The sequence below is a fragment of the Emcibacter nanhaiensis genome (assembly GCF_006385175.1).
GTDB lineage: Bacteria > Pseudomonadota > Alphaproteobacteria > Sphingomonadales > Emcibacteraceae > Emcibacter > Emcibacter nanhaiensis.
On sequence record NZ_VFIY01000018.1, the window covers coordinates 145,239 to 157,245 of the forward strand.

At 55.7% G+C, this 12,007-nt stretch carries 14 protein-coding genes; 7 read left to right on the forward strand and 7 right to left on the reverse strand.

Annotated elements, in window-relative coordinates; genetic code table 11:
- Nucleotides 1-42 precede the first annotated feature (42 nt).
- Nucleotides 43-1,299 carry an amidohydrolase family protein gene (locus FIV46_RS14755; RefSeq protein ID WP_139941698.1) on the reverse strand — a complete coding sequence of 419 codons (1,257 nt, stop codon included), beginning with the start codon at nucleotides 1,297-1,299 and terminating at the stop codon, nucleotides 43-45.
- Nucleotides 1,296-2,723, reverse strand: a complete 1,428-nt coding sequence (locus FIV46_RS14760; protein ID WP_219846144.1) for an amidohydrolase — start codon at nucleotides 2,721-2,723, stop codon at nucleotides 1,296-1,298. The genes FIV46_RS14755 and FIV46_RS14760 overlap by 4 nt, the downstream gene beginning before the upstream one ends.
- Before the next feature lie 234 nt (nucleotides 2,724-2,957).
- Here FIV46_RS14760 and FIV46_RS14765 point away from each other — a divergent pair, with 234 nt between their 5' ends.
- Nucleotides 2,958-3,764 carry a sce7726 family protein gene (locus FIV46_RS14765; RefSeq protein WP_139941699.1) on the forward strand — a complete coding sequence of 269 codons (807 nt, stop codon included), beginning with the start codon at nucleotides 2,958-2,960 and terminating at the stop codon, nucleotides 3,762-3,764.
- Between the two features lie 10 nt (nucleotides 3,765-3,774).
- Here the strand turns inward: FIV46_RS14765 and FIV46_RS14770 are convergent, their stop codons facing one another.
- The 3 genes from FIV46_RS14770 to FIV46_RS14780 are packed head-to-tail and all read right to left on the reverse strand — an operon-like array spanning nucleotide 3,775 to nucleotide 5,790.
- A complete protein-coding gene (locus FIV46_RS14770; protein WP_139941700.1) occupies nucleotides 3,775-4,872 on the reverse strand; it encodes a beta family protein in 1,098 nt (365 codons plus the stop codon).
- Nucleotides 4,873-4,890: 18 nt separating this feature from the next.
- The gene (locus FIV46_RS14775; RefSeq protein ID WP_139941701.1) at nucleotides 4,891-5,370 is read right to left on the reverse strand and encodes an ImmA/IrrE family metallo-endopeptidase; all 480 of its coding nucleotides are present in this window, start codon (nucleotides 5,368-5,370) and stop codon (nucleotides 4,891-4,893) included.
- A gap of 30 nt (nucleotides 5,371-5,400) precedes the next feature.
- Nucleotides 5,401-5,790, reverse strand: a complete 390-nt coding sequence (locus tag FIV46_RS14780; protein WP_139941702.1) for a hypothetical protein — start codon at nucleotides 5,788-5,790, stop codon at nucleotides 5,401-5,403.
- A 337-nt stretch (nucleotides 5,791-6,127) separates the two neighbouring features.
- Here FIV46_RS14780 and FIV46_RS14785 point away from each other — a divergent pair, with 337 nt between their 5' ends.
- Nucleotides 6,128-6,358 (forward strand): type II toxin-antitoxin system ParD family antitoxin, encoded by a 231-nt coding sequence (locus tag FIV46_RS14785; protein ID WP_139941703.1) that lies wholly within the window; start codon nucleotides 6,128-6,130, stop codon nucleotides 6,356-6,358.
- Between the two features lie 5 nt (nucleotides 6,359-6,363).
- Nucleotides 6,364-6,654 (forward strand): type II toxin-antitoxin system RelE/ParE family toxin, encoded by a 291-nt coding sequence (locus tag FIV46_RS14790; RefSeq protein ID WP_219846145.1) that lies wholly within the window; start codon nucleotides 6,364-6,366, stop codon nucleotides 6,652-6,654.
- A 55-nt stretch (nucleotides 6,655-6,709) separates the two neighbouring features.
- Here the strand turns inward: FIV46_RS14790 and FIV46_RS14795 are convergent, their stop codons facing one another.
- On the reverse strand, nucleotides 6,710-7,159 hold the full coding sequence (locus FIV46_RS14795; RefSeq protein WP_139941705.1) for a GcrA family cell cycle regulator: 450 nt from the start codon (nucleotides 7,157-7,159) through the stop codon (nucleotides 6,710-6,712).
- A 156-nt stretch (nucleotides 7,160-7,315) separates the two neighbouring features.
- On the opposite strand from FIV46_RS14795, the gene FIV46_RS14800 reads away from it, so the two are divergent.
- The 4 genes from FIV46_RS14800 to hslO all read left to right on the forward strand — a co-directional run bounded on the left by FIV46_RS14800 (nucleotide 7,316) and on the right by hslO (nucleotide 11,423).
- The gene (locus tag FIV46_RS14800; RefSeq protein ID WP_139941706.1) at nucleotides 7,316-8,125 is read left to right on the forward strand and encodes an ABC transporter permease; all 810 of its coding nucleotides are present in this window, start codon (nucleotides 7,316-7,318) and stop codon (nucleotides 8,123-8,125) included.
- Nucleotides 8,126-8,298: 173 nt separating this feature from the next.
- On the forward strand, nucleotides 8,299-9,549 hold the full coding sequence (locus FIV46_RS14805) for an aspartate aminotransferase family protein (protein ID WP_139941707.1): 1,251 nt from the start codon (nucleotides 8,299-8,301) through the stop codon (nucleotides 9,547-9,549).
- A gap of 1 nt (nucleotide 9,550) precedes the next feature.
- A complete protein-coding gene (argF, locus tag FIV46_RS14810; RefSeq protein WP_139941708.1) occupies nucleotides 9,551-10,498 on the forward strand; it encodes an ornithine carbamoyltransferase in 948 nt (315 codons plus the stop codon).
- A 1-nt stretch (nucleotide 10,499) separates the two neighbouring features.
- The gene (hslO, locus tag FIV46_RS14815; protein ID WP_139941709.1) at nucleotides 10,500-11,423 is read left to right on the forward strand and encodes an Hsp33 family molecular chaperone HslO; all 924 of its coding nucleotides are present in this window, start codon (nucleotides 10,500-10,502) and stop codon (nucleotides 11,421-11,423) included.
- Nucleotides 11,424-11,426: 3 nt separating this feature from the next.
- Here the strand turns inward: hslO and FIV46_RS14820 are convergent, their stop codons facing one another.
- Nucleotides 11,427-11,999 carry a nitroreductase family protein gene (locus FIV46_RS14820; protein WP_139941710.1) on the reverse strand — a complete coding sequence of 191 codons (573 nt, stop codon included), beginning with the start codon at nucleotides 11,997-11,999 and terminating at the stop codon, nucleotides 11,427-11,429.
- Nucleotides 12,000-12,007 lie beyond the last annotated feature (8 nt).

Below are 12,007 nucleotides of genomic sequence, written 5' to 3' on the forward strand. Positions count from 1 at the left end.
TGGGGGACGGCCGGGCAGTATTCCACCCGGCCGTGACAAGGTTTATTGATAAGCGTGCGGCATGTCCGGATCCAGCTTCAGGTAACGGTCGCGAAGCATGGTTTTGCGGGAGACACGCGGATATTCCACGCCCTGGACAAAGATATGGTCCGGATTGGACGTGACCTCCAGCGGGTCACCGTCCCAGACCACCACGTCGGCGTCCATGCCTTTCTCCAGGCTGCCGTAGCTGTCATCAATGCCGTAGATTTTCGCCGGATTGACGGTGATGGCCCTGAGCGCGCCGTCATAGCTGAGGCCGTGCGCCACCGCGAGACCGGCCCACTGGCTGATCAGATAGGCCCGGTGCGCCTCGCCGAGGCTGGAAATGGCAAAGGTCACCCCGGCCTGTTCCAGCCGGGCCGCATTGTGCAGTGTCGAGCCGAGGCTGGTGAACTTGTAGGGCAGGTCGGCCTGGGCGTCGATCACCACCGGCATGTCGGCCGCAGCCAGTTCGTCCGCCACCTTCCAGGCCTCGGGCACGCCGATCAGGAACAGATCCAGGTCATATTCCTCCTTGAGCGCGATGGCCTGCAGGATGTCCGCCTTGCGCTGCAGTTCCAGGCCCAGCTTGCGGTCGCCGCGGATCACCGGGATCAGGGCGTCCATATCCTCATAGGACAGCAGGAACTGGTTGCGGCCCTTGCCGTTGAGGATGTCGGAACGGTCCTTGGCATAGGCCTTGACCTGGTCGAGGATGATGCGCAGCCGGGTCCAGGCCACCGAGGCATTGCCGCCGTCACTGAGCGAGGCGATGATCGGCCCCTTCTTCACATCGGGCGTGCCGGACAGCGACAGCACGGCGCTGCCGCCGGAGAAGAGATGGCCGGAACCGCTCGGCACCGCCACGGTGCGGGTCAGCCCCTCGTTGCGATGGTTGGCCACTTCCACGGTGTCGGGATTGATGCCGTAGCGCACGTCAAAGGCCGCCGAGAACGGCGCATCCTTGGCGCTGTGGTTGTTGGAGTCCTTGGTCAGCGAAATCTCGCTGAGGCCGATCAGAGTCGCGCTTTCCATGAAGCCCGGTGCGACCACTTTGCCGCTGGCGTCAATCACACGGGCGCCGTCGGGAACCTTCACCTCCGCGCCCACCTGTTTGATCTTGCCGTCCTCGATCAGCACGGTGCCATTTTCAATGGTCCCGCTTTTACCCATGGTCAGCAGCTTGCCGCCGGTGATGGCGACGGTTTCCGCCCCGGCCGCAAACGGCAGCAGGGAAAGCGAAAGGGCGACTGCAGTTGTTTTCAGAAGCTGTCTCATTGGTGGTCTCCCTTCCCATTCTGGCCGACTTCAAAGTCGCTCTGCGGAGAGAGCGCCTCGTTGCCGCGCTCATACATCAGCGCGCCGTCGATATAGACCTGTTCCGCCAGGCTATAGACCGAGAAGGGATTGCCCGACCACAGCACCACATCGGCCATTTTGCCCGTTTCCAGGGTGCCGGTCTGGTCGGCGATGCCGAGCGCTTCGGCCGCATTCCTGGTCAGCCAGGTAAAGGCTTCCGCTTCGGTGAAATCGATGCCCACCTTCCTGCCGTCCGCCCAGGCCTTGGCCGCTTCCTGGTTCAGGCGCTGGATTTCAACATCGGAGTCCGAATGGACGATGGCGCAGGCGCCGGCCCGGGCCACCATGGGAATATTCTCGTTAATGCGGTCATAGGCCTCGAGCTTGAAGCCGCCCCAATCCGCCCACATGGCGGAACAGACGCCCTCTTTGGCCAGGATATCGGCGATCTTGTAGCTTTCCACCGCATGATGGAAGGCGGTGATCTTGTAGCCGAATTCATGGGCCATATTGATCATGTCGACCATTTCGTCGGCCCGGTAGCAATGGTTATGGATCAGGATTTCCCCGTCCAGCACGCCCATCAGCGTATCCAGCTCCAGGTCCTGGGTCGGGGCCGCGGGATCCTCGCCGGCTTCATAGTCGGCATAATAGTTTTCCCATTTTTCCTTGTAGTCGCGGGCGCGGATCCAGGCCTTGCGGTAGCCGGCCATGTTGGCCATGCGGGTGGCAGGGCCGCCCTTCTTGCCGTAGACGCGCTTGGGGTTCTCGCCGCAGGCCATTTTCAGGCTGTAGGGCGCGCCGGGGAAGCGCATGCCCTCGCGGGTGCGGGCGGGCACATTCTTCAGGGTCACGCCGCGGCCGCCGATCAGATTGGCGGAACCGGGCAGGATCTGCAGCGTGGTGATGCCGCCGGCCAGCGCCCGGGCAAAACCGGTATCCTGCGGCCACACCGAATGCAGCGCCCACACGTCAGCGGTGACCGGCGCGGTCATTTCGTTGCCGTCGGCGGTGGACTGATGATCCGGCGCCGGATAGACGCCGAGGTGGCTGTGCACGTCGATGATGCCGGGCGTCACCCATTTACCGGTGCCGTCCACCACTTTGGCCCCCTCGGGGATGGCGATGTCGGTACCGACGGCGACGATCTTGCCCCCACTCATGATCACGGTACCGCCGTCAATCTGGTTGCCGTTGCCGTCCAGGATCGTCGCGCCGGTGATGGCGGTGAGCTGGGACGGGAACGGTGTGTAGGTGCTCGGGTACGGATCCTTGATCAGATGGACCAGCGGCGCCCGCTCTTTTTTCTCGCCGTTTTCCTTTTCCTGGGCATGAGCCATCGCGCCTGTCAAACTGAAACAGGCGACGCCCAGCCAGGCCACGGCCTTGCTCATTCTCTGCATTGAATATCCCCGTAGGTTTAGAGGTTATTGTTATTACGTCCTGAGGGCGGTCCACACCCGCCCGACAAGGAGCCTAACAAATTATACAATCCGGGGGAATAGGGATTTGGAACGATGTGATTGGAAAATCTCCCATAACATGTGTAAACTTGAATTTGGATAGTCGATCACAGATATTGAAGAAAAATAAAATAAGCTTTATATATCCGTCAAAATGGCTTTGTAGGGTCCAAAATGCAAAAAAACACAAAAAGCGAGAACGAACTTAAAGCTCTCATTTTAAATCATCTCGTGGATAAAAGGCATATCCCTAACCATACAATTCTTGCATCAGAAATGCCTATTAATAGGTTAAAAACACGCGCCGACCTTGCAATACTTTCAAATGATTTTATCGGGATAGAGATAAAAAGTGAAGGAGACAAGCTTAGTCGGCTCGAAAAACAGATTGAATCTTACAAAACAGTTTTTGACAAAATTATTGTTTTTGCTCACGAGAAACATTTACAGGGAATTAGAAAAATATTGAGCAAGAATATTGGCATATTAGTTACTGATGGATATTCTGTAAAACATATTCGAGCCCCCAAACAGATACGCCCACCGCTTAAAAGCTTGTATTTAAAAAACATGAAAAATCAAAATATTAAGCGGCTCATCAGAAATAATGGGTTGGCAAATAAAAAATCACGAGAATTTTCTCTAGCAGAGAAACTGAAACTCCAAGACATCATTGGCAGCAATAGAAAATATCTAAGAGAAGAGTACAAAGAGTTCTCAGACTGCTTTTGGAAATCTGTAAACAAAGCTATCACCCCTGAGGACATCCAGTATCTCAGTCCAAGATATTATCGTAGACAAAAAACAGAAAATCATCGTGAAAGCGAAGCTAGTTTCTGGGTGGAGTGGCGAAAGCAATTCAGCCTTAATATTGATGACTTGTTCTATAATCATTGCAATCAACAACTTAAAACAAACAAAACCAACCCGTTTGGACCTATACCTCAATCGGTACAGAAGCTGATTTCTGTTGCTGATTAAATATTTTTATTCAATCAATAAAGTCATCATCTGTGTCTAAGAGAACCCCACGTTCTCTTCCATAAGAATTTTGCCTATGTAAATGAAGGTTTATCCTTACTGCTGTGGCTTTCGCTGGGCTGTCAATACACCCCGGTTTTTGTTCCGTAGTCTTTTCAATCATTTGCGTCCCCCAAATACGAACTTCCGGATCCCAAAATGCTGTCGCTGTTAATGCTTGCGCGGCTTTTTTATAGGCAATATTCCGCATTGCCTTGTCGTAATCATAGTCACCTGTCGCTTCATATTCTTTGCGAAAGAACTTCCATGTCCTCTCCAATGGGTAATCCACTCTTGGTGCAGGTGTACCTCCCCCACCTCGAAGTGGTATCGCCCTTGCACTTCCTCTATCCCCATATATCAAATTCAGATCACCCAGCTCACCTGACACAAGCGAGAAAAATTCTCTTTCATAAATATCCTGTTCAGTGATTGCTGTGAAACTGTCCGGAAAACTAGATGCAGACACTACAAAATGAGCCGATGGAGCTATTTCTGCACAAGCGTTCACATATGATATTGCGACAGAAGCGCGGGCTAATAACTCCCTGCTAGCTTGCTCAAAATCAAATATGACAAGTAGAGTGTCAACAGCGGTTAATTCCGCAACCATATTAAGAATATCTGTTGCCCCGACCATATTTTCTTCGGTAAACCGCAATGCAAGTCCTCTGTCCAAAGAACTTAAACGAGTCACTTGCACACGCAGCTGAGCTAGATCTCGGATCTGCAAAATCGGTATCATATATTGATTGTTTTCGATGTAATTGCACCAATGTTCATAACCGTTTACTGAATTTTGGAGAGCCCGAATCTCTGCAAAAACTTCGCGGTCACCAGTCAATGGATAGCGATCATTTATATCGATAAGAACAGGTCTATTCTCATATGCTTGGGCAATTCGATCCGTTGCTTTATCGAGAGTCTGGGATGACGTCCATGGTTGCAGCAATATTAGAGGCAGAAGGTCGTCCTTAACATGCTCGGGCAACTCTTCCAACGCCCGCATTTCAGAGGGTCTAAGTGCCAAAGTTGGACAATACCCAACTTGTTTAAATGCTCTTATCAACGTTATTCCCCAATATATTCAAGTAGAAAACCCCAACCTAATTCTCATAGCTACTTGGGAAACGTTAAATATCTCGGACAGAACAGTCACTTTCTCTTCATCTGAAAGCGATTTTATCTTTTCGAGTTCAACTTTGATACTTTCCCACGGCATGACAATTGCTGCGGCCAGCCGATTAGCTTCTGCTTCTACTTTATTTGATTGACTTGATCTGTATAAGATATCATCACTAATTCCGTCTCCAATCAAATCCTCGTGTAGCAAATAATGTGCTATCTCATGAGCCACCGTGAACCGTTGCCGCGTCTTCGGTTCATGTCTATTTACCTTAATAATAAATGACCCTCTGTTAGACGGATCAGGACGAATCTCACCAGAGATGTTAGCGTGCAACGAAGACGACTTAACAGAAAGGCCGAGCTCTTTTGCCAATGCTCCCACGGCCACAGGCGTCATTGCAGTATATTTTTCTACGATTTTACTTTGTTCAGGAGTCATATCATTCTCTTAGACGCCCACACTTCTTGGTTATGGTTCACCGTATTCATCTTCTTCATTTACATCTGGTCCAAACCCATTTTCTCTCAGTGGGGCCATCGATTCATCAATTTTACTTTGAATCAACGACTGAATTAACCCATCACTATTCAATATTTCTTTTCGAACGTGGTCCACGGAAGCTTTTTCCGCACTTCTCATAATTTGATCTCTACCAACAAAGGCCAATAGGGCTACTCCAATCCCAAGTACAGTAACCATTAGCCCGGCAGCAGCCAACATTATCATTGCTATATCAGCAAGAGACACTTCTGTACTCCCAAGGCTTCCAGGCGTTACTTCTAGCTTTGCAAATACGGATATAATAATCATATTTCCTAGTAAAATTCCGCATAACAAAGAAGCAAACCACGTTTTCATTTTCCCAAACCGGATATGTTTAGCTCAACACTCTTTTAACTATACTATTAATTGATTAAAGTAATCAAATACACCTATATTGATTATATAGTTATAATTAGTTCATAGCTAATTTTTTGATATATTTTTCCAATAGATAGGCCACCCTCAACAAAAAAGGCGCCGTCAGGCGCCTTCTTCCTGTCTGCTGTGTATGCTCTTTTTACCGCACCGGGGTGGCGGAGATCCGGCCGCGGTTGGCGCGGCGGTCGCGGCGCGGCTGCTGCATCGATGCCCTTGACAAAATAATACCAATTTTTGGTATTTTATGGTATCCTGCCGACAGGAGATCAATTCTATGTCCAAAAATACCAGCATTACCCTGGGATCGCATTTTGACGCGTTTCTCAAGGAACAGATCGACAGCGGCCGCTATGGCTCGGTCAGCGAGGCCATTCGCGCCGCCCTGCGCCTCTTGGAGGAACGGGAAGCCGCCCTCACCCGGCTGCGTCAGGCCCTGGTCGAGGGCGAGGAAAGCGGCGAGGCCGACTATTCGCTGGACGGCCTGCTGGAAGAACTGGACGCCTGAGGATTATGGCGTTCCGGCTCACACGAAAAGCCCGGGACGACCTGCTGTCCATCGGCCGCCACACCGCCCGGAAATGGGGCCGCCAACAGCGCAACTTCTACCTCAAACAACTGGATGCCGCCTTTCACCGGCTGGCAGAAAACCCCGCCCTTGCCCCATGCTGCGACGACATCCGACCGGGATACCGGAAATACCTGGTCGGGCGGCATGTAATTTTCTTCCGCCCCCTTGACAGCAACGACATTGAGATCGTGCGCCTCCTGCATGTGCGCATGGACGTAGACCGGCACTTGTAACCAAACAAAAAAGGCGCCGAATGGCGCCTTCTGTATCTCTGCTCTGTAGTCTCTGTTACCGCACCGGGGTCGCGCTGATCCGGCCCCGGTTGGCGCGGCGGTCGCGGCGCGGCTGCTGCACCTGGTAGGCCTCGGCGCAATGCTCGGTGCAATAGGGGAAGCCGGGACGGCTCGGCTTGCCGCAGAAATGGAAATCGGGGTCGCCCGGATGGCCGATCGGCCATTTACACATGCGCTCGGTCAATTCCAGCAGGCTCACTTTGCCGCCGGCAGCTTTTTTCTTGGCGGGCGCAGGCGCCTTCTCCGCCGCGGCCTTCTTGGCCGGTTTCTTGGCCGCATCGGTTTTCACCGGCGACGGCCGGGACGCGAGGCCCATGCGGTGCGCCTTGCCGATCACGGCGTTGCGGGTCACGCCCTCGCCCAGTTCCTTGGCGATCTGGCTGGCGCTCAGGCCCTTGTCCCAGAGCTCTCTCAGTTTTTCTACCCGTTCGTCTGTCCAGGCCATTGTGTCTGTATCCTCCAGTCACGCATTTACAAACGCACACTATACTGCGCACAAGGGGAGAATGTCTAATGCCGCGTGAAAAAAAGTCAAGACAGGATTACTTGCGGGCCGCTTCTTTCTGCGCTAAAAGGTGCGTTCGGATGTAAGGGACGAAGGATGTCACAGGAACAACTGCCTGCTTTCAGGGAAAAGAAAATCAGCGCCGTCAACTGGATCGGGGTCAAGACCCTGTACAGCAAGGAAGTCTGGCGCTTTTACAAGGTACTGGGCCAGACCGTGCTGGCGCCGGTGGTCACCACCTTCCTGTTCATGACCATCTTCACCCTGGCGCTGGGCGGCGCGAGCCGGGTGTCGGGCGATATCCCCTACCAACTGTTCCTCGCCCCCGGCCTGATCATCATGGCGGCGCTGCAGAACGCCTATGCCAACCCGTCGTCCTCGATCATGTCGTCCAAGATGCAGGGCAATATCATCGATGTGCTGCTGGCCCCGCTGTCGGCCGGGGAAATGGCCTTTGCTTACGTGATGGGCGGGGTGACCCGCGGCCTCCTGGTGGCGGTGATGCTGACCCTGACCATGTTCATTTTCGTCAGCATTCCCTTCACCCATATCTGGGCGATCGCCTTTTTCGGTCTTGCCACCACCATGCTGCTGAGCCTGCTCGGCGTCATCGCCGGGATCTGGGCGCAGAAGTTCGAACAATCGACCGCCATCAACAATTTCATCATCGTGCCCCTGTCGTTCCTGTCCGGCACCTTTTATTCCATTGACCGGCTGCCGGGCATCTGGCACCAGCTGAGCCAGTTCAACCCCTTCTTCTATATGATTGACGGCTTCCGCTACGGCATGATCGGCCGGTCCGACGGCGATCCGGTGATCGGGGTCATTTACCTGACCGTGCTCAATGTGATCCTGTGGACCGCCTGCTATAAAATGATCAAGAGCGGCTACCGACTCCGACCCTGAGGGTCACATTAAGTCTGCATGGTATAATTCATTGAGTTGAGCGGGCGTTTTTATCCCCTTGTCATATTCTTTTTATTGACAGACCCTAAGGTTCCGGGGATATTTCGCCTCTTTTGAGGGGTTCCGGCGTTTGGGAACCCGAAGTATGTAAAGAAGAAATCAGAGAGCAAGTTATGAAAAACAGTCAGAGCGATAATACGGACCAGTCTTTTGTTCCTCCCGTGCTGCCCACCTATGCACGGGCCGATGTCGCTTTCGTCCGAGGCGAAGGCGTCTATGCCTATGATGCCCAGGACAACCGCTATCTCGATTTCGGCAGCGGCATCGGCGTCAACAACCTCGGCTTCTGCCATCCGGCGCTGGTCAAGGCGCTGACCGAGCAGGCCGGCAAGATCTGGCATACCTCCAACCTGTACCGGATCGAGGGACAGGAACGCCTCGCCGAGCGGCTGACCCGGGAATGTTTCGCCGACAGCATGTTCTTTACCAACAGCGGCGCCGAGGCCATGGAATGCGCCATCAAGATGGCCCGCAAGTTCCATGACGACAACGGCGATCCCGACCGCTTCCGGATCATCACTTTCGAAGGCTGTTTCCACGGCCGGACCCTGGCCACCATCGCCGCCGCCGGGTCCGAGAAACTGATCAAGGGCTTTGGCCCGATGCCCGACGGTTTCGACCATGTGCCTTTCTACAAGGACATGAGCAAGGTCGAGGAGCATATCACCGAGGAAACCGCAGCGATCCTGATCGAACCGGTCCAGGGCGAAGGCGGCATCCGCCCGGTCAGTCGCGAAAATCTGGAAATCCTGCGCAAGCTGTGTGACAAGCACGGCATCCTGCTGATGTTTGACGAGGTCCAGTGCGGCATGGGCCGGACCGGCAAGCTGTTCGCCTATCAGCACAGCGCCATCAAGCCCGATATCCTGGCTACCGCCAAGGGCATCGGCGGCGGCTTCCCGCTCGGCGCCTGCATGGCTACCGACCGGGTCGCCCAGTGCATGAAAGCCGGCACCCACGGCTCCACCTACGGCGGCAACCCGCTGGCCATGGCGGTCGGCAATGCGGTGCTGGATGTGGTGCTGGCCGACGGCTTCATGGAGCATGTCGACCAGATGTCCTACGAACTGCGCAAGGCGCTGGTCAAGCTCGGCTCCAGCTATCCGGACGTGATTGACGTGGTGCGCGGCAAGGGCCTGATGCTGGGCCTGAAACTGCACACGCCGGTGCCGGATTTCGTCGGCACCGCATTGAAAAACGGCCTGATGCTGGTCGGCGCCGCCGACAACACGGTACGTCTGCTGCCACCGCTGATCGTGACCGAAGAACAGGTCGAGGAAGCCATCGGGCTTCTGGACAAAACCTGCACCGACCTCAAGAAAGCCCTGGACGCCAAAAAAGCCGACAGTGATACAGGTGACTGACATGACTGCGTTTAAACTCGATGCGCCACAAAAACATTTCCTGGATCTCGCCTCCCTCAGCAAGGCCGAAGCCCGGGAAATCATCGAAAAAGCCAAGACCCTGAAGGAAGTGGCCCGCGGCCACGGCAAGGGCTTTGTCCATCCGGACCGGCCGCTGGACGACAAAAGCCTGGCGATGATCTTTGAAAAGCCGTCGACCCGGACCCGCGTCTCCTTTGAGATGGCGATCCACCAGCTCGGCGGCAGCGCCGTTGTGCTGCAGGGCGGCGATACCCAGCTTGGCCGCGGCGAAACCGTGTCCGACACCGCCCAGGTGCTCTCCGGCTTTGTTGATGCCATCATGCTGCGCGCCAACACCCACGAGGCTCTGCTGGAAATGGCGGAATATGCCCGGGTGCCGGTGATCAACGCGCTGACCAATTTCTCCCATCCCTGCCAGGTGATGGCCGACATCCTCACCTTCGAGGAAGCGCTCGGCAACATCAAGGGCAAGAAAATCGCCTGGTCCGGCGACGGCAATAATGTGGCCGTGTCCTGGATCCAGGCCGCGGTGCTGTTCGACTGCGAACTGGCGCTGGCCTGCCCGGCGGAATTCACCCCGCCAAGCCAGGTGATGGACTGGGCCAAAGCCAACGGCGGCAGGGTGACCCTGACCCAGGACCCGGCGGAAGCGACCGCGGGCGCCCATTGCGTGATTACCGATACCTGGGTGTCCATGGGCGACGGTGATGCCGAACGCCGGCTCCAGGTACTCGCCCCCTACCAGGTCAACAAGCAGCTGATGCGCCTCGCCGACGAGGATGCCGTCTTCATGCACTGCCTGCCGGCCCATCGCGGCGAGGAAGTGACCGACGAAGTGATCGACGGGCCGCAGTCGGTAATCTGGGAAGAAGCGGAAAACCGCCTGCATATCCAGAAAAGCATCCTGATGTGGTGTTTCGGGAAATAGCATGAGCACCCCCGCCCCCGTCTATAGCGATGCCTGCCTGCCCTTCAGCCTTGAGGGACGGGACATTCGCGGCCGCATTGTCCGCCTCGACGACACCATCAGCAAGGTGCTGGACACCCACAAGCTGCCCCGCGAAATCTCCCACGAGCTGGGCGAAGTCATGGTGCTGGCCGCCATGCTCGGCAGCATGCTCAAATATGAAGGCATCCTGACCGTGCAGATCCGCGGCGACCGGGGCGTCAACTTCCTGGTGGCCGATTTCGCCACCGCCGGCGAAGGCAGCGGCGTGATCCGCGCCTATGCCCAGTATGATCCGGACAAATGGACTGCGCCGGAGGAGGATACGCTGGCTGTGCTGATGGGCGACAAAGGGCATATGCTGATCACCATCGACCAGGGCAAGTTCATGGACCGCTACCAGGGCATTGTCGCGCTGGAAGGCGAGACCCTGAGCGAGGCGGCGGTCGAATATTTCCAGTCCTCGGAACAGCTGCCCTCGCGGGTGCGCATTGTCTGCGAACGCGGCGCCGACGGCAAATGGAGCGGCGCGGCGATCATGATCCAGCATCTGGCCCGCAATACCGACCTGGAACGGATCCGCACCCGGGAAGACGCCGAGGAAGCGGAACACTGGCAGAATGCCTGCGTGCTGATGGACAGCGTCACCGACAAGGAACTGCTTGATGGCAGCCTGTCGCTGCAGGACCTGCTGTTCCGGCTGTTTCACGAAGGCGGGGTCAGGGTGTTTGATCCGGTGCCGATGGCCAACGGCTGCCGCTGTTCAGAGGACAAGCTGCGTCAGGTGCTGGCCAATTTCAGCGCCGACGACCTCAAGCATATGGCTGATGACGACGGCCTCATCACCATGACCTGTGAATTCTGCAAGAGCGAGCACCGGTTCGAGCTGAAAAAGCTGTTCAACTGATCGCTAGTCGTCGAACCATTCGGTAAACTCGTAAGACGCGGGCCGTTCTACCGGCGCCGGCTGCCTGGCCGGATACCCCAGATACATGAACCCGGCAAGCCTGGCGCCGTCGGCAAAACCCAGCAGTTGCCGCATGCGGTCACCATAGGTGAAGCTGCCGGTACGCCAGATGCAGGCAAGGCCCAGTTCTTCCGCCGCCAGCAGGATATTCTGGCAGGACACGGTGGCGGAGGCGACATCCTCCTCCTCGATGGCGCGGGGGTCGGAGGATTTGGCGGCCGCCACCACGATGATCACCGGGGCACGCAGGGCTTTTTTCTCGATCACCGGGATTTTCGCCTGCACCGCCGGCGCGTCAGGGTCGGGCTGACCTTCCACAAAGCACTGGGCCATATATTTGCCGAGGCGGTTACGGGCCTCGCCGGTCAGCACCTGGAAGCGCCAGGGGTTGGTATTGTAATGCACCGGGGTGCAGACCGCCGCATCCAGGATCTGCTCAATCAGTTCGCGGGGCACGTCCCGGTCCTCGATCATGCCGTTGCTCTGTCGTTTTTTGATGGCGTCGATTACTGACATAAATTGCT

Coding starts and splice junctions, on each gene's coding strand:
- FIV46_RS14755 (WP_139941698.1), bottom strand. CDS start 1,299: ATGAGACAGCTTCTGAAAACAACTGCAGTCGCCCTTTCGCTTTCCCTG.
- FIV46_RS14760 (WP_219846144.1), bottom strand. CDS start 2,723: ATGCAGAGAATGAGCAAGGCCGTGGCCTGGCTGGGCGTCGCCTGTTTC.
- FIV46_RS14765 (WP_139941699.1), top strand. CDS start 2,958: ATGCAAAAAAACACAAAAAGCGAGAACGAACTTAAAGCTCTCATTTTA.
- FIV46_RS14775 (WP_139941701.1), bottom strand. CDS start 5,370: ATGACTCCTGAACAAAGTAAAATCGTAGAAAAATATACTGCAATGACG.
- FIV46_RS14780 (WP_139941702.1), bottom strand. CDS start 5,790: ATGAAAACGTGGTTTGCTTCTTTGTTATGCGGAATTTTACTAGGAAAT.
- FIV46_RS14785 (WP_139941703.1), top strand. CDS start 6,128: ATGTCCAAAAATACCAGCATTACCCTGGGATCGCATTTTGACGCGTTT.
- FIV46_RS14790 (WP_219846145.1), top strand. CDS start 6,364: ATGGCGTTCCGGCTCACACGAAAAGCCCGGGACGACCTGCTGTCCATC.
- FIV46_RS14795 (WP_139941705.1), bottom strand. CDS start 7,159: ATGGCCTGGACAGACGAACGGGTAGAAAAACTGAGAGAGCTCTGGGAC.
- FIV46_RS14800 (WP_139941706.1), top strand. CDS start 7,316: ATGTCACAGGAACAACTGCCTGCTTTCAGGGAAAAGAAAATCAGCGCC.
- FIV46_RS14805 (WP_139941707.1), top strand. CDS start 8,299: ATGAAAAACAGTCAGAGCGATAATACGGACCAGTCTTTTGTTCCTCCC.
- argF (WP_139941708.1), top strand. CDS start 9,551: ATGACTGCGTTTAAACTCGATGCGCCACAAAAACATTTCCTGGATCTC.
- hslO (WP_139941709.1), top strand. CDS start 10,500: ATGAGCACCCCCGCCCCCGTCTATAGCGATGCCTGCCTGCCCTTCAGC.
- FIV46_RS14820 (WP_139941710.1), bottom strand. CDS start 11,999: ATGTCAGTAATCGACGCCATCAAAAAACGACAGAGCAACGGCATGATC.